Raw genomic sequence first — 15,258 nt, 5'->3', positions numbered from 1 at the left:
GCAAAGGGCCGCTACGCGGCGCAGCGGAAGCAAGCTCCCTCGCCACGGTTCATGCCCGCTTGAGGCTTGCGCAAAAAACGGTGGTCAACCACGTGACGGCGCATTAGCTTAGTCGTTTCGACGAATCCGAGCCGGGGAGTGCAATGGTGCTGGAAACATGGTTGGCGTTTTTCGCTGCGTGCTGGGTGATCAGTCTTTCGCCGGGTGCCGGCGCGATTGCATCGATGTCCAGCGGTCTGCGATATGGCTTTTGGCGCGGTTACTGGAACGCCTTGGGCCTGCAATTGGGCCTGGCGTTGCAAATCCTGGTCGTTGCCGCCGGTGTTGGCGCGATCCTCACGGCGTCGGCCACTGCGTTCTATGCCATCAAGTGGTTCGGCGTGGTCTACCTGGTCTACCTGGGGGTCAAGCAGTGGCGAGCCATTCCCGGCGACATGACCGACGACGCGGCCCCACGGCCCATAGGTAAGCCCCTGGCGCTGGTGTTTCGCGGTTTCCTGGTCAATGTCAGCAACCCCAAGGCGCTGGTGTTCATGCTGGCGGTGTTGCCGCAGTTCATCAATCCCCATGCGCCGTTGATCCAGCAGTACCTGATCCTGGGCGTCACCATGATCGCCGTCGATCTCATCGTCATGGCCGGGTACACCGGGTTGGCGTCTAAAGTCCTGCGTCTGTTGCGTACACCGAAACAACAGCGGCGGATGAACCGTGCCTTCGCGGGTATGTTCATTGGCGCGGCGGGTTTGCTTGCGACGATCAGAAAGGCTGCTGCATAAAGCAAAACCTGTGGCGAGGTAGCTTTTGTGGCTGGCTTTTGTAGAGGGCTTTTGTGGCGAGGGAGCTTGCTCCCGCTCGGTTGCGCAGCGACCGCAAGATCTTGGGGCCGCTTCGCCCGAAGCGTCGGACCGGCCCAGCGGGAGCAAGCTCCCTCGCCACAAAAGCATTCAGCTCATCACAGAAGCCAAAACAGCTAGCTCGCCACAAGAGCCGCTAAACAGCTACCCGACGGTATGCCTCAGCGCAAGATCACCGGCGCCGTGTCCCGGGGCAGGTTGTTGCGCGGCACCGGCTCGCCAGGTTGCTCGTAGCTCGGGCCGCCGAGTTGTTCGCTCAGTTGCCGCGCCACGTCTTCACCCAGGGCCTTGGACACTTCGCGTACCACCCGCGGGCGGTTGAGGCTGATGCGTGCGTCCCGGTGGTTCAGCAACTTGGTGTCCTGGCCTTCACCCATGGCCGTGAAGGCCGAGGTGATCTCGTAGGTCTTGGTGTTGATCAGGCTGAAGTCCGCCACCAGGGTCAACGCCAGCACAGCCGAGTAGCTGTCGGTATGGGCCAGCTCGTTGATGTCGCGGGTGAAATCGATGTCCGACACGGTGCCGAACAGCACGTAGTCGGCACCCTTGAAGTTGCCGGCCTTGATGCGCTTGATCACGTCATACACGTCGCCACTGGATGCCGCCGTGTGGGGCGTGCCCTGGGTCAGCTGGAACATGCCGCTGCGCAGGATCTCGCCCTTGATGTCGCCGGTGAACTTGCGCAGTTCGCCCTGCTCGATGTAGCTGCTGGTGGCTTCCATCTCGTCGTAGCTCGAGGAAGCGCTGGCGCTGTAGGGGTTCGCCTGGAAGTTGCTCTGCGCCGAAACGGTGTGGATGTATTCCTCCACCCGTTCCTGGTACGCCAGGTCGGTTACCGCGACTTTTGGGGCCGCCTGGGCACTGAATGCGCAGGCCAGGGCCATGATGCCTATCCATGTGCGCATGGCTTAGCGCTCCGTGGTCTTGCGGATTTCTTTTTCGTCCATCCACTCGGCCAGACCGCTCTCGACGTCGATCAATTGCAGGCTGAATTTGTAGAAGACGTCCTTGTAGTCGCTGCTGCGCTTGACGATCGAGCTGATGGAGCCCTCGAGGCGGTACTTGGCAGCGATCATGTTGCCGGTCTTGGCCACGGTGCTTTTCTTGTACAGGCCGCTCTGGTTCTGCAGCTTGAGCTGGTCGACCTGGCTTTCCATGGCGGTGTTGTCGCTGGCGAAACGGGCCGCGCCGGTCTTCATCAACTGGGTCTTGATGCTGGTGGTGATTTCGCGGGTGTCGATGTATTCGCTGGTCTTGTTCTTCACGTCATAGACCTGGACAACCGGGCGACCCTGCAGGATGCCGGACTGGGCCAGGGAGCGGGTCATGGACTCGGCGATCATTTGCAGGTCGGTGGAGCCGAACTCGTTGGTCACGGTTTCCACGGCCTTGGTATCGCCGTAGCTGATGTTCTTGTTGCCCAGGACCGGCGAGTTGTTGGCACAGCCGCTGACCAGCAGGGCGGCGAGGGCGAGGGAGGAAATGCGTACGAACATGTGGGGGCTCTCGAAAACTGAATGAATATGGGCTTAGGTGCAATGCCGATCGGTAAAGGAACTTGTGCCGACGATCCCTGTGGCGAGGGAGCTTGCTCCCGCTCGGTTGCGCAGCGACCGCAAGATCTTGGGGCCGCTTCGCGGCCCAGCGGGAGCAAGCTCCCTCGCCACAGGTCCGGTGCTGGCTTGACCGACCGGGATCAGGCTCAAGGGGTATTGATTTCCAAACGGAAATCCACGGCCTTGGGTGTCGGTGCGATGGCCGGCAGGAAACTGGTCTGTTCGCCATACATCGTCAGGCTTTTCCAGGTTTCTTCTTCGGCGATCGGAAAGCCTTCCGGCCCCAGCCAGGCAAAGCGGTAATACATCGTCTTGTTGTTGTAGCTGGTATTGCTCAACTGGACATTGACGGTCATGTAGCCGTTTTCCCTGGCCACGCGCATGGCGCCGACCACGATGTTCTTGGTCTTGCCCATCGCCACGACCTTGCTGGCGGCGCTGCCCGGCTCCGGTGGCGGCGGGGTGGCGCAACCGGCCAGCAAGGCCAGGGCGCCGACGGCGATCAGTTTTAAACGCATGTGAACAAGACTCCGTTCTTAAGGTTGCTTGAGGGCAATGGCGGTCGGATTGGCGCTTGGTATCACCTGGGCCGCCAGGCCGCCGGCGAACACTTGGTTACCCACCGCTCGCAGCGTGATGACCTGGTAGCGCTGGTCGACGGTGATTTTGACCATCGAGCCGCCCACCGCGCTTGGCAGGGTGACCTGGTGCTCGCCTTTCTTCAGGCGCAGGCGCACCACTTGGGTGTAGTCGGGCAGGGTGCGCCAGGTCCGGGTGTCGGCGCCTTCGAGTACCGCCGAGGTAAGACCCACGGCCAGGCCGGCCAGGGGGTTGGTTTCGTTGATCTGCTTTTGCGCCACACCACGGGTGATGGCGCGCACGGTGGTACGCAGGATGATGCCCGGCATGTCATCGCGCAGGGCTCGGCGCGACATGGCGGTGGTGCTGTTGAGCTGGGTCAGGTCCAACTGGCGGCCATCGACACCGATCTGGCCGAAGGTGGCTGTGGAGGTGTCAGGCTTGATCAGCGGGAACGACAACGGCGTGATGACCAGGTTGCCGCTGATCGGCAGCGGAAGGGGAATGCGGATCGAGTCCCGGGACGGCGCCAGGCCACTCTGCACCACGATCAGGATGTCGCTGTCATCGTTTTTGGCGGCAGGTTTGTCCAGGTCACGCAGGGCCTGCTCCAGCAATGGCGTGTTGGGGCGCAGTTCGGCGGCCTTGCGATAGCCAGGCGCGGCCAGGTCCTTTTCACCTAGGGCTTCATAGACGAAACCGGCCAGGTAATGGCTGAACGCGCTTTGGTAGCTGTTTTTGAGGCCGACGACTTCCGGGGCATCGAGGCTGGCCACCGGGTAACCCTGGAGGTCCTTGTATTCGGTCTTGACCCCTTGTTTCTCGGCTTCTTCCTCGCGCTTGAGGTATTCCTTGTCCCGCAGGTCGGCGATCACCGCTTCGCGTTCGTGGGTCTTCTTGATCTGGGTCCGGGCGCCATCGAAGTCATTCACTGCCAGCAGATTCAGGGCCATCTGCGTGGTCAGCATGACCTTTTCGTAATCGTAGCCTTCGTAGCGGCGGACTTTATCGTTGACCAGGAAGCTGCCGAACTGGGCCAGGTACTTGGCTGTGTCGAGCTTGACCGCGTCTTCCCACTGGCCAACCTGCTGATCGGCGCTGTTCCAGGCGGTCTGGCTGCCGGACAAATCGCCCTTGGCGCGCAGCAGCTCACCTTTCTCGAAGTAATACAGCAGGTCTTTGTCCTGGCTGGAATTGTTCTTCTCCAGCAGGGTCAACGCGCCGTCGACGTTGCCGGACGCCAACTGCTGGTTGGTCTGGGCCAATTCGCTGTCGTAATTGCGAAAGGCCGAGCAGCCGGACAACAAGGTGATCGCGCCGAGGGCGACCGAAAGAACGGCACGGGATGCCATGAACATTTTCTTCCCTGATAGCAGCCGGGGGTGTGCGGGCCGGGCTGGAGCGATCCCACGGACGAACGTCGAAACGCTGTCGGTTCCTCATAAAAAGAGGAGCTTTTATGCCATCGAATGATAAGAAGGCCGCGGGATTATAAACATGGCGCTTGGCTATGTAATGGCTTTTCAATTGCGAAATGCTGTTTTTGTGACATCACCTCCAAAGCATGAAAATCCGATGAAAATCGGCCCCCTAGGCATATCCGCCCTTGAGCCAAAGCCATTGGAAGTGAACAATGTGTTACTTCTTATTACCAACCGAGAGTCATTCATGACTGCGCCGTTCCGTTTGCTGGCCTGGCTTGTATTGCCATTGCTTGCGCTGTGCAGCACTTCGCTGCTGGCCGACACCCTCGAAAGTGCCCCCCAGGCGCTGCATTTATTGGACTACATCGGGGCGGATTACCCGGCTACGGTCGAGGCGGGCAAGGTCATCGACGAGGCGGAGTACCGTGAGCAGTTGGAGTTCACCCAGGCGCTGGAAGGGTTGATCGTCGGGTTGCCGGCCAAACCGGAAAAGGCCGAGTTGGTCCAGGGCATCGGCGGCTTGCGCACGGCGATCACCCAGCGCCAGGACGGCGGCGAAGTCGCCCGTCTGGCGCGGCAGCTGGGGGCCAAGCTGGCGGTGGCGTATGAAGTCAGCCAAGCGCCGGTCATCACTCCCGATCCCATTCGCGGTGCGCCGTTGTATGCGCAGAATTGCTCGGTGTGCCACGGTGCCAGCGGTGCCGGCGACGGTCCTGCCGGTGTTGGCCTGGAACCGCCGCCCACCAACTTGCGGGACGCCCAGCGCCTGGATCGCCTGAGCCTCTATGGGATCTATAACACCCTCGGCATGGGCATCGAAGGCACCGACATGCCGGCTTTCGCCGATCAGCTCGACGACCGTCAACGTTGGGATTTGGCGACCTATATCGCCAGCTTCAGCGCCGACCCGGCCGCGGCCAAAAGTGAACAAGTCTTTAACCTCGCTGACCTGGCGCGCCAGACCCCGGGCGAAGTCCTCGCCGCGCAAGGCCCGGCGGCGGCGGCGACATTCCGTGCCCAGCGCGCCCAGCCGCCACAGGTGCAACGTGGTCCGGCGCAGTTGCTCGACTACACGGCCGCCACCCTGGACAAAAGCATCGCGGCGTATCGCGCCGGTGACCATGACCAGGCCTACGACCTGTCGGTCGCGGCTTATCTGGAAGGTTTCGAGCTGGTGGAAAGCTCGCTGGACAACGTCGATGCCAACGTGCGCAAAGACACCGAAAAGGCCCTGATGGCCTACCGTCAGTCGCTGCAGGACGGTCTGCCGGTTGAGCAGGCCGAACAGCGCCTGGACGCGGCCAAGGCCAAGTTGAAAGCGTCTGCCGGCCTGCTGGGCGGCGATGGCTTGAGCTGGTCGCTGAGCTACATCTCAGGCTTGCTGATCCTGCTGCGTGAAGGGTTGGAAGCGATCCTGGTGCTGGCGGCAATCCTGGCATTCCTGCGCAACACCGGTCAGCAGTCGGCGGTGCGCAGCGTCAACGTCGGTTGGGGCCTGGCGCTGCTGGCCGGCCTGGCGACCTGGGGCCTGGCGGCGTATGTGATCGACGTCAGCGGTGCCCAGCGCGAGTTGCTCGAAGGCGCGACGGCGCTGTTCGCCAGTGTGATGGTGTTGTGGCTGGGCGTCTGGATGCACGACCGTCGTCACGCCGCGGCCTGGCAGGATTACATCAAGAGCAGCCTGGTGGGCGGCGGCGGTCGTTTTGGTTTTGCGATCCTGGCGTTCTTCTCGGTCTATCGCGAACTGTTCGAAGTGATCCTGTTCTACGAAACCCTGTGGCTGCAAGCGGGGCCTGCCGGGCACAACGCGGTGCTGGCCGGCGGCGCGACCGCGCTGGTGTTGCTGGTGGGGTTGGCCTGGGTGATCCTGCGCGGCTCGGCGAAACTGCCGCTGGCGCTGTTCTTCAGCATCAACGCCGCGTTGTTGTGCGCGCTGTCGGTGGTGTTCGCCGGTCATGGCGTGAAGGCGTTGCAGGAAGCCGGGATCTTCGGCACCCATCCGGTGGCGTTCTTCGACTTCGACTGGCTGGGCATTCATGCCGATGCTTATTCGCTGGCCGCCCAAGTGGTGGCGATCCTGGCGATCGTGGTGCTGTATGGGCGCAGTTGGGTGGCGGAGAAGCGTCGGGTGCAGGTTTCCTGAAAAGGCATTCGCTGCGTTCATAATCGCGAGCAAGCTCGCTCCCACAGGATGTAGGCTGTCCTCTGTGGAAGCGAGCTTGCTCGCGATGCATTTAGAAGAGGAAGACCCCGATGCGCGTATGGATCGACGCCGACGCCTGCCCCAAGGCTGCGAAGGAACTGGTGGTCAAGTTCGCCTTGAAGCGCCGGTTCGAGGTGGTGCTGGTGGCTGGCCAACCGCAGATCAAGCCGGCCCTGGCCTGTGTGAAATTGATCGTGGTGCCCAGCGGCCCTGACGCGGCGGACGATTACCTGGTGGAGCACGCCGTGCCGGGTGAGCTGGTGATCTGCAGCGACGTGCCCTTGGCCGACCGCTTGGTAAAGAAGGGCGTCGCTGCCCTGGACCCGCGGGGCAAGGAGTTCGATGCGCAAAACATGGGCGAGCGCCTGGCGGTGCGCAACCTGTTCACCGATTTGCGTGAACAGGGGCATATGGGTGGCGGCCCGGCGGCGTACAGCGAACGGGACAAGCAAGGGTTTGCCAATGCGCTTGATCGGATCCTGACGCGGTTGGCTCGATTACCTTAAGCCTTGTGCATAACCCTGTGGGAGCGAGCTTGCTCGCGATGGCGGTGTGTCAGCCAATACCTAGGCAACTGAACTGACGCCATCGCGAGCAAGCTCGCTCCCACAGGAGAGGGTAGAGAGGGGTGGGGTCAGGCGTCGTTCTCGTGCGTCAATTCCAACACCCGGTCCACCAGCTTGTTGATGCCCGAAGCCGCTTCGCTGATGTTCTGCGCCAGCATGTAGGCCGGGGTGCTGACCAGTTTGCGCGCGCGGTCCTCGACGATGTCGGTCACCGCGCAGTCTTCGTGGGTGCCGCCCATTTTGCCCACGGCCGCCGCCGTGTCCGGGTCGTTGCCGATGGTGCAGGTCACCCCCGGGCCATAGATTTTTGCTGCCAGGGCCGGGGAGATGCAGATCAGCCCGACCGGTTTACCGGCCTCGGCAAAAGCCTCGGTCAAGGCCAGGACTTCTGGCTGGACCGTGCAACCGACGCCTTCGACGGCAAAGTTGGAGAGGTTTTTCGCCGAGCCAAAGCCACCGGGTACGATCAGCGCATCGAAATCGTCGACGTTGGCCTCACGCAAATCCTTCACGTTGCCCCGGGCGATCCGCGCGGACTCCACCAACACGTTGCGGCTCTCGGGCATTTCCTCGCCCGTCAGGTGATTGATCACATGCAACTGGGCAATGTTGGGGGCGAAGCACTGGACCTGCGCCCCACGCTGATCGAGGCGCAGCAAGGTGATCACGCTTTCGTGGATCTCGGCGCCGTCATACACGCCACAGCCGGAAAGGATCACTGCAATTTTTTTGCTCATGGGCTTTTTCTCCAGATTCATGGCGTTAAATGTCTACTAATTTGTCACTCGTTGCCATAGGGGGATCGGGCAGCTACACCTAACCTGCCGGTTATCTCCCTGCCTCGCATGCCCGGGTTGCGTCATGAACTTCATCCTGTATGCCGTGCCGTTCTTCTTTGTGCTGATTGCCGTCGAGTTGTTGGCCGATCGCTGGCGGGGCGTGAGCCACTACCGCGTGGCAGACGCGATCAACAGCGTGAGCACCGGCGTGCTGTCGACCACCACCGGCCTGCTGACCAAAGGCGTGGGACTGGTGACCTATGCCTTTGCGTTGAAGCACCTGGCCGTCATCGAGCTCCCTGCCGACCGGGCCTGGACCTGGGTGTTTGCCTTCGTGCTCTACGACTTCTGCTATTACTGGCTGCACCGCATGGGCCATGAGCGCAACATCCTCTGGGCCGCCCATTCGGTGCACCACCAGAGCGAGGACTACAACCTGTCCACCGCGTTGCGCCAGACCAGCACCGGCTTCCTGTTGAGCTGGGTCTTCTATGTCCCGCTCGCCGTACTGGGCGTGCCGTTGGTGGTCTTCGTCAGCGTTGCGGCGTTGAATCTGCTGTACCAGTTCTGGGTCCACACCCAGCACATTCCCAAGCTCGGCTGGCTGGAGTGGTGTTTCGTGACGCCGTCCAATCATCGTGCCCACCATGCACAGAACCCTCTCTACATGGATCGCAACTACGGCGGGGTGTTCATTATTTGGGACCGTCTGTTTGGCACCTTCCAAGAAGAAGACGATAACGAGCCGGTGGTTTTTGGCGTGACCACGCCGCTGGCGAGCTGGAATCCGTTGTGGGCCAACCTGCAGTTCTATGCCCAGCTGTGGGCCGATGCGCGGCGAGCGGAGCGCTGGTGGGACAAGCTGCGAATCTGGTTCATGCCCACCGGTTGGCGTCCGGCGGATGTCGCGGCCCGGTACCCGCTGAACAAACCGGACTTGAGCCAGTTCCGCAAATTCGAAGTGCCGCTGGACCTGCGCCAGCAGTGGTACGTAGGGCTGCAGTTCGGCGTCTACATTGCCTTGGGCAGTTATTTGATGAACCTTGAAGGCAGCCTGCCGGTGGCCGCCCTGGTGCTGGGGTGGGGCGCGGTGGCGTTCGGTCTGTTCGTGTTGGGCGTGGCCCTGGAGAATCGCCCGTGGGCGCTGAAGCTGGAGCTGTTGCGGCTGGCGTCGAACCTGCCGCTGGTATGGCTGGCGCCCTTGGCCGGGTTGTGGCCGGCCAGCGCTGTGATGAGCCATGGGGCTTGGGTCGGGCTGCTCAGCTACAGCCTGCTCAGCGGCATCGGGCTGTACTGCTGCCGCAGCCGGTTTACTCGGTTGGCGTCGTAGGCTCGGCAGACTTGGCTTGTTCGAGTCGCTCGGCTTCGAGGACTTTCTTGGCCAGCCGCGCATTCTTGATGCGTCGGCGCAGCCACAGGACCAGGCCCAGCACCAGCAACGCGCCAAGCACCCATAGTTCGTATTTCTTGATGCTGCCCAGCATGCCTTCCAGCACTGCGCCGAAGTGGTACGCGGCGGCGGCCAGGGCCGTGGCCCAGATCGCCGCGCCGATGCCGTTGAGCAGCAGGTAGCGGCCCGGCGGATAGCCTGACAGGCCGATGGCCACCGGCATCACCGTGCGCAGGCCGTAGACGAAGCGAAAGCTCAGGACCCAGATGTCCGGATGCCGGCGGATGTGCTCCAACGCGCGATCGCCCATCAACTGCCAGCGCGGCTTGCGGGCCAAGAGCTTGCGGCCGTGCTTGCGCCCCAGGAAATACCACAGCTGATCGCCCGCGTAGCTGCCGCAGAACGCCACGACGACCACCAGGTTGATGTCCATGTAGCCACGGAACGCCAGGAAGCCTGCGAGCACGAGGATGGTTTCGCCTTCGAAGAACGTGCCGATAAACAAGGCCAAGTAGCCGAAGTCATGCAGAAATTGTTGGAGCATTGTCTGGGTGCTGGCGAAATGAACGCGCAGCCTAACCCTTCGGGCACATTCAGGAAAGTATCGAAATGTGTCTCGACGTGAACAATTCCTACAGAAGACAATGACTGCGACTACCGGTCGCGCTTTCGCACAACTGTCATGCGTTCGTCATAATAGCCGCTTATAACTGTCACGCTCGCCCGTCTGCGGGCTCAGGAGTCTGCCGTGAGCTTTACCCCCGCCAATCGTCTGTTCCCTGCTACCCGTCTGCGTCGCAACCGTCGTGATGAGTTCTCTCGTCGGCTGGTGCGTGAAAACGTGCTGACCACCGATGACCTGATCCTGCCGGTGTTCGTGCTGGACGGTGAGAACCGTCGCGAAGCGGTGGCGTCGATGCCCGGGGTGGAACGCCTGACCATCGACCTGCTGCTCGAAGAAGCCGCCCACTGGGTCGAGCTGGGCATTCCGGCGCTGGCCCTGTTCCCGGTCACGCCGCCGGCGCTCAAGTCCCTGGACGCCGCCGAAGCCTGGAACCCGGAGGGCATTGCCCAACGTGCGACCCGCGCCCTGCGCACGCGCTTCCCGGAGCTGGGAGTGATCACCGACGTGGCGCTGGACCCGTTCACCACCCACGGGCAGGACGGTATCCTCGACGAAGAAGGCTACGTGCAGAACGACATTACCGTCGATGCGCTGGTCCGGCAGGCGTTGTCCCATGCCGAGGCCGGTGCCCAGGTGGTCGCGCCGTCGGACATGATGGACGGGCGCATCCAGGCGATCCGCGAAGCCCTCGAGGTCGCCGGTCACGTCAATGTGCGGATCATGGCCTACTCGGCCAAGTACGCCAGCGCCTATTACGGCCCGTTCCGCGATGCGGTCGGCTCGGCGCTGAACCTGGGCAAGGCCAACAAGGCCTCCTATCAGATGGACCCGGCCAACAGTCAGGAAGCCTTGCACGAAGTGGCGGCTGACTTGTCAGAAGGGGCAGACATGGTCATGGTCAAGCCTGGCATGCCCTACCTCGACATTCTTTGCCGGGTCAAAGACGAATTCAAAGTGCCGACCTTTGTTTATCAGGTCAGCGGCGAGTACGCCATGCACATGGCCGCGATCCAGAACGGTTGGTTGGGCGAAGGGGTGATCCTGGAGTCCTTGACCGCTTTCAAACGCGCAGGCGCTGATGGCATCCTGACTTACTTTGCCGTGCGCGCCGCCCAATTGTTACGAGAGCAGAAATAGCCTCCCAGGAACTTGCGATGAATACCGAAGGACTCACAGAAGTTGCCGTAAAAGACGCTCAACCCGTGGTCGAGCAAGTCGCCGAGACACCGCCGGAGCTGGAGCCCGCTCCCCCGGCTGTGGTCGAGCCCGCCCCGGCCCCGGCGATTGCCATTCCGAACCTGGATGACAGCAGCCTGTACATCCATCGCGAGCTGTCGCAACTGCAGTTCAACATCCGCGTGCTGGAGCAGGCGCTGGACGAGTCCTACCCGCTGCTGGAGCGGCTGAAGTTCCTGCTGATCTTTTCCAGCAACCTGGATGAGTTCTTCGAAATCCGTGTGGCCGGCCTGAAGAAGCAGATCACCTTCGCCCGTGAACAGGCCGGCGCCGATGGCCTGCAACCGCACCAGGCCCTGGCCCGCATCAGCGAGCTGGTCCATGGCCATGTGGACCGCCAGTACGCGATCCTCAACGACATCCTGCTGCCGGAGCTGGAAAAGCACCAGGTGCGCTTCATCCGCCGGCGCAACTGGAACACCAAGATCAAGACTTGGGTGCGCCGCTATTTCCGCGACGAGATCGCACCGATCATCACGCCGATCGGCCTCGATCCGACGCACCCGTTCCCGCTGCTGGTCAACAAGAGCCTGAACTTCATCGTCGAGCTGGAAGGCATCGACGCCTTCGGTCGCGATTCCGGCCTGGCGATCATCCCGGCGCCGCGCCTGTTGCCGCGCATCATTCGCGTGCCGGAAGACGTTGGCGGGCCGGGCGACAACTATGTTTTCCTGTCATCGATGATCCACGCCCATGCCGATGACCTGTTCCAAGGCATGAAAGTGAAGGGCTGCTACCAGTTCCGCCTGACCCGCAACGCCGACCTGTCGGTGGACACCGAGGACGTCGAAGACCTGGCCCGCGCCCTGCGCGGCGAGTTGTTCTCCCGGCGTTACGGCGATGCGGTGCGCCTGGAGGTGGCCGACACCTGCCCGAAACACCTGTCCGACTATCTGCTCAAGCAATTCAACCTGCATGAGACCGAGCTATATCAGGTCAACGGCCCGGTCAACCTGACCCGACTGTTCAGCATCACCGGCCTGGACAGCCATCCGGAACTGCAATATTCGCCGTTTACGCCGCAGATCCCGAAACTGCTGCAAAACAGCGAAAACATTTTCAGCGTGGTGAGCAAGCAGGACATCCTCCTGTTGCACCCGTTCGAGTCGTTCACGCCGGTGGTCGACCTGCTGCGCCAGGCCGCCAAGGACCCTCACGTTCTGGCGGTGCGCCAGACTCTGTACCGCAGCGGCGCCAACTCGGAAATCGTCGACGCCCTGGTGGACGCGGCGCGAAACGGCAAGGAAGTCACGGCGGTGATCGAATTGCGCGCCCGCTTCGACGAGGAATCCAACCTGCAACTGGCCAGCCGCCTGCAAGCGGCCGGTGCGGTGGTGATCTATGGCGTGGTTGGCTTCAAGACCCACGCCAAGATGATGCTCATCCTGCGCCGTGAAGCCGGCGAGATCGTGCGTTACGCCCACTTGGGCACTGGCAACTACCACGCTGCCAACGCTCGCCTGTACACCGACTACAGCCTGCTGACTTCCGACGATGCCTTGTGCGAAGACGTCGGCAAGCTGTTCAGCCAGTTGATCGGCATGGGCAAGACCTTGCGCATGAAGAAACTGCTGCATGCGCCGTTCACCCTGAAGAAGGGCATGCTCGACATGATTGCCCGGGAGACGCAGTTCGCCCTGGACGGCAAGCCGGCCCACATCATTGCCAAGTTCAACTCGTTGACCGATCCGAAGATCATCCGTGCGTTGTACAAGGCCAGCCAGTCGGGCGTACGCATCGATCTCGTGGTGCGGGGCATGTGCTGCCTGCGGCCGGGCATTCCGGGGGTGTCCCACAACATCCACGTGCGCTCGATCATCGGGCGGTTCCTGGAGCACACGCGGGTGTTCTACTTCCTCAACGGCGGTGAGGAGCAGATGTTCCTGTCCAGCGCCGACTGGATGGAGCGCAACCTCGACAAGCGAGTCGAGACCTGCTTCCCGGTGGAAGGCAAGAAGCTGATCCTGCGGGTCAAGAAGGAGTTGGAAAGCTACCTGACCGACAACACCCACAGCTGGAGCCTGCAGTCGGATGGCCGCTACATCCGCAACACGCCGACCGGCAACCAGAACCCGCGCAGCGCCCAGGCGACCTTGCTCGATCGCTTGAGCAGCCCGGTGTTGGCGGTTCGTTAAACGTCCTGGGGCGAGCTTGGCTTTTGTGGCGAGGGAGCTTGCTCCCGCTGGGCCGGTCCGACGCTTCGGGCGCAGCAGCCCCAAGCCTTGGGAGGGCTTCGCCCTCCAGCGGGAGCAAGCTCCCTCGCCACAAAGATCTGTGTTGTAGCTGGATCAGTGAATGTTCAGCACAATCCCGACCCGCGTCAGCCATTCCGCTTCCTGGGCGAAGTCAGCCTGGGTCAGTTGGTTCTCTTCCAGCCAGCCGTCGGGGAACATCACGTCCAGCTGATCGCCGTCGGCATGCAGGGCCACTTGCGGCATTTCCTGGGTGCCACGGATGTGGTGGAACAGGATCGCAAAACGCAGCAGCACGCACAGGCGAATCAGCTTGATGCCGTCGTCGCCGAACTCGGCGAATTTATCCTTGGGAATGTTGCGCCGATGGCCGCGTACCAATAGCGCGAGCATCTGCTGGTCTTCCCGGGAAAACCCCGCCAGGTCCGAGTGCTCGATCAGGTAGGCGCCGTGCTTGTGGTAGTGATAGTGGGCAATGTCCAGGCCCACTTCATGGACCTTGGCGGCCCAGCCCAGCAACTCGCGCCAGACCCCGTCGTTCAAGTCCCAGTCGTCAGCCACCTGGTCGAAGGCGTGCAGGGCCTTGCGCTCGACCCGTACAGCTTGCTCCTGATCGACGTGATAGCGCTCCATGAGCGAGCCCAGGGTGCGCTCGCGCACGTCTTCGTGATGATGCCGCCCCAGCAGGTCATACAGTACGCCTTCGCGCAGGGCGCCTTCACAGTGGTCCATGCGTTGCAGTTCGAGGGCGTCGAAAATCGCTTCGAGGATCGCCAGGCCCGCCGGGAAAATCGTCCGGCGGTCGGGCTTGATGCCTTCGAAATCGATCTTGTCCGCTTCACCGAGCTTGAACACCTTGCGCTTGAGCCAGGCCAGGCCCTCGGCATTGACTTCGCCGGTGCCGTGGCCACCCGCCTTGAGCGCCAGGCCAATGGCGCGAATGGTCCCCGAGGAGCCGATGGCTTCATCCCAGGTCAGGCGGTGCAGGGCGTGTTCGATGCTCATGATTTCCAGGCGCGCCGCTGTATAGGCCTGGGCGTAGCGGGCAGGAGTAATCTTGCCGTCGCGGAAATAACGTTGGGTGTAGCTGACGCAGCCCATCTGCAGGCTTTCGCGAAGCAGCGGCTCGAAGCGCTGGCCGATGATGAATTCGGTACTGCCGCCGCCGATGTCCGCCACCAGGCGCTTGCCCGGGGTGTCGGCCAAAGTATGGGAAACGCCCAGATAGATCAGGCGGGCTTCTTCACGGCCGGAAATGACTTCCACCGGATGGCCGAGGATGGCTTCGGCGCGGCGGATGAACTCGCCCCGGTTGCGTGCCTCGCGCAGGGCGTTGGTGCCCACGATCCGCACCGCGCCCAGGGGCATGCCGTTGATCAGTTGGGCAAACCGCTTGAGGCAATCGAGCCCGCGCTGGATGGATTCTTCACTCAGTTGGCGTTCTTCATCGATGCCGGCGGCCAGTTGGACCTTTTCGCCGAGCCGCTCAAGGATGCGGATTTCCCCGTTCTGGGCCTTGGCGACGACCATGTGGAAGCTGTTGGAGCCCAGGTCGATGGCAGCGATCAGGGACAGATTCTTGGCTTGGGATGGCGGCATGGTCAAAAAGTCTCGGTCGATAACCTCGCCATCCTGCCACGATCGACCGCTTACGCCAACGCGCCTGAACCAAACCCTTGAGCCAGAGCAGGCTGCAGGGTGCCTTTGTGGCGAGGGAGCTTGCTCCCGCTGGGCTGCGTAGCAGCCCCAAAACCAGTCAACCCGGTACACCAGGGATACATCGGCAGGCAGATCCTGCGATTGCTGCGCAATCGAGCGGGAGCAAGCTCCCTCGCCACAGAGGACTTCCTTGAC

The 15,258-nt window shown here is 62.2% G+C and carries 13 protein-coding genes; 6 read left to right on the top strand and 7 right to left on the bottom strand.

Features of this window, described 5'->3' with window-relative positions; all coding sequences use genetic code 11:
* Positions 1–143: 143 nt before the first annotated feature.
* Positions 144–776: a LysE family transporter gene (locus tag ACLH0I_RS28330; protein ID WP_411385928.1), complete on the top strand. Its 633-nt coding sequence runs from the start codon at positions 144–146 to the stop codon at positions 774–776.
* A gap of 239 nt (positions 777–1,015) precedes the next feature.
* Here the strand turns inward: ACLH0I_RS28330 and ACLH0I_RS28325 are convergent, their stop codons facing one another.
* The 4 genes from ACLH0I_RS28325 to ACLH0I_RS28310 all read right to left on the bottom strand — a co-directional run bounded on the left by ACLH0I_RS28325 (position 1,016) and on the right by ACLH0I_RS28310 (position 4,341).
* Positions 1,016–1,759: a penicillin-binding protein activator LpoB gene (locus ACLH0I_RS28325; protein WP_250966054.1), complete on the bottom strand. Its 744-nt coding sequence runs from the start codon at positions 1,757–1,759 to the stop codon at positions 1,016–1,018.
* Between the two features lie 3 nt (positions 1,760–1,762).
* On the bottom strand, positions 1,763–2,350 hold the full coding sequence (gene lpoB, locus ACLH0I_RS28320; protein ID WP_053126460.1) for a penicillin-binding protein activator LpoB: 588 nt from the start codon (positions 2,348–2,350) through the stop codon (positions 1,763–1,765).
* A gap of 206 nt (positions 2,351–2,556) precedes the next feature.
* Entirely contained in the window at positions 2,557–2,928 is a 372-nt protein-coding gene (locus tag ACLH0I_RS28315) for a YcfL family protein (protein ID WP_186706841.1), read from the bottom strand.
* A gap of 18 nt (positions 2,929–2,946) precedes the next feature.
* On the bottom strand, positions 2,947–4,341 hold the full coding sequence (locus ACLH0I_RS28310) for a COG3014 family protein (RefSeq protein WP_411385927.1): 1,395 nt from the start codon (positions 4,339–4,341) through the stop codon (positions 2,947–2,949).
* Between the two features lie 316 nt (positions 4,342–4,657).
* On the opposite strand from ACLH0I_RS28310, the gene ACLH0I_RS28305 reads away from it, so the two are divergent.
* Together ACLH0I_RS28305 and ACLH0I_RS28300 are read left to right on the top strand one after the other, a co-directional pair.
* Positions 4,658–6,556, top strand: coding sequence for an FTR1 family protein (locus ACLH0I_RS28305; RefSeq protein WP_411385926.1), 1,899 nt, complete (start codon positions 4,658–4,660; stop codon positions 6,554–6,556).
* A 110-nt stretch (positions 6,557–6,666) separates the two neighbouring features.
* Positions 6,667–7,122: a YaiI/YqxD family protein gene (locus ACLH0I_RS28300; RefSeq protein ID WP_092254454.1), complete on the top strand. Its 456-nt coding sequence runs from the start codon at positions 6,667–6,669 to the stop codon at positions 7,120–7,122.
* A 128-nt stretch (positions 7,123–7,250) separates the two neighbouring features.
* Here the strand turns inward: ACLH0I_RS28300 and elbB are convergent, their stop codons facing one another.
* A complete protein-coding gene (elbB, locus tag ACLH0I_RS28295) occupies positions 7,251–7,919 on the bottom strand; it encodes an isoprenoid biosynthesis glyoxalase ElbB (RefSeq protein WP_250965013.1) in 669 nt (222 codons plus the stop codon).
* A gap of 124 nt (positions 7,920–8,043) precedes the next feature.
* Between elbB and ACLH0I_RS28290 the strand changes: the two genes are divergently transcribed.
* Complete coding sequence (locus ACLH0I_RS28290) at positions 8,044–9,291, top strand: sterol desaturase family protein (RefSeq protein ID WP_411385925.1); 1,248 nt, start codon at positions 8,044–8,046, stop codon at positions 9,289–9,291.
* Here the strand turns inward: ACLH0I_RS28290 and ACLH0I_RS28285 are convergent.
* Positions 9,272–9,895, bottom strand: coding sequence for a DedA family protein (locus ACLH0I_RS28285; RefSeq protein WP_186706835.1), 624 nt, complete (start codon positions 9,893–9,895; stop codon positions 9,272–9,274). The two genes, ACLH0I_RS28290 and ACLH0I_RS28285, sit on opposite strands and share 20 nt — an antisense overlap.
* A 204-nt stretch (positions 9,896–10,099) precedes the next feature.
* Here ACLH0I_RS28285 and hemB point away from each other — a divergent pair, with 204 nt between their 5' ends.
* Both hemB and ppk1 read left to right on the top strand, forming a co-directional pair.
* The gene (hemB, locus tag ACLH0I_RS28280; RefSeq protein ID WP_411385924.1) at positions 10,100–11,113 is read left to right on the top strand and encodes a porphobilinogen synthase; all 1,014 of its coding nucleotides are present in this window, start codon (positions 10,100–10,102) and stop codon (positions 11,111–11,113) included.
* 17 nt (positions 11,114–11,130) lie between these two features.
* Positions 11,131–13,347 (top strand): polyphosphate kinase 1, encoded by a 2,217-nt coding sequence (gene ppk1, locus ACLH0I_RS28275; RefSeq protein ID WP_411385923.1) that lies wholly within the window; start codon positions 11,131–11,133, stop codon positions 13,345–13,347.
* 153 nt (positions 13,348–13,500) lie between these two features.
* On the opposite strand, the gene ppx is transcribed toward ppk1, so the two are convergent.
* Complete coding sequence (ppx, locus tag ACLH0I_RS28270) at positions 13,501–15,003, bottom strand: exopolyphosphatase (RefSeq protein ID WP_411385922.1); 1,503 nt, start codon at positions 15,001–15,003, stop codon at positions 13,501–13,503.
* Positions 15,004–15,258 lie beyond the last annotated feature (255 nt).

This window comes from Pseudomonas sp. MPB03, from assembly GCF_046605385.1.
Taxonomy (GTDB): Bacteria; Pseudomonadota; Gammaproteobacteria; order Pseudomonadales; family Pseudomonadaceae; genus Aquipseudomonas; species Aquipseudomonas zanjanensis.
Note: the sequence above shows the minus strand (reverse complement) of the source record. Positions and strands in the feature narration are given on the sequence as shown.

Excerpts from the sequence above, each read along its gene's own strand:
- ACLH0I_RS28330 (WP_411385928.1), top strand. The coding sequence starts at position 144 with ATGGTGCTGGAAACATGGTTGGCGTTTTTCGCTGCGTGCTGGGTGATC.
- ACLH0I_RS28325 (WP_250966054.1), bottom strand. The coding sequence starts at position 1,759 with ATGCGCACATGGATAGGCATCATGGCCCTGGCCTGCGCATTCAGTGCC.
- lpoB (WP_053126460.1), bottom strand. The coding sequence starts at position 2,350 with ATGTTCGTACGCATTTCCTCCCTCGCCCTCGCCGCCCTGCTGGTCAGC.
- ACLH0I_RS28315 (WP_186706841.1), bottom strand. The coding sequence starts at position 2,928 with ATGCGTTTAAAACTGATCGCCGTCGGCGCCCTGGCCTTGCTGGCCGGT.
- ACLH0I_RS28310 (WP_411385927.1), bottom strand. The coding sequence starts at position 4,341 with ATGGCATCCCGTGCCGTTCTTTCGGTCGCCCTCGGCGCGATCACCTTG.
- ACLH0I_RS28305 (WP_411385926.1), top strand. The coding sequence starts at position 4,658 with ATGACTGCGCCGTTCCGTTTGCTGGCCTGGCTTGTATTGCCATTGCTT.
- ACLH0I_RS28300 (WP_092254454.1), top strand. The coding sequence starts at position 6,667 with ATGCGCGTATGGATCGACGCCGACGCCTGCCCCAAGGCTGCGAAGGAA.
- elbB (WP_250965013.1), bottom strand. The coding sequence starts at position 7,919 with ATGAGCAAAAAAATTGCAGTGATCCTTTCCGGCTGTGGCGTGTATGAC.
- ACLH0I_RS28290 (WP_411385925.1), top strand. The coding sequence starts at position 8,044 with ATGAACTTCATCCTGTATGCCGTGCCGTTCTTCTTTGTGCTGATTGCC.
- ACLH0I_RS28285 (WP_186706835.1), bottom strand. The coding sequence starts at position 9,895 with ATGCTCCAACAATTTCTGCATGACTTCGGCTACTTGGCCTTGTTTATC.
- ppk1 (WP_411385923.1), top strand. The coding sequence starts at position 11,131 with ATGAATACCGAAGGACTCACAGAAGTTGCCGTAAAAGACGCTCAACCC.
- ppx (WP_411385922.1), bottom strand. The coding sequence starts at position 15,003 with ATGCCGCCATCCCAAGCCAAGAATCTGTCCCTGATCGCTGCCATCGAC.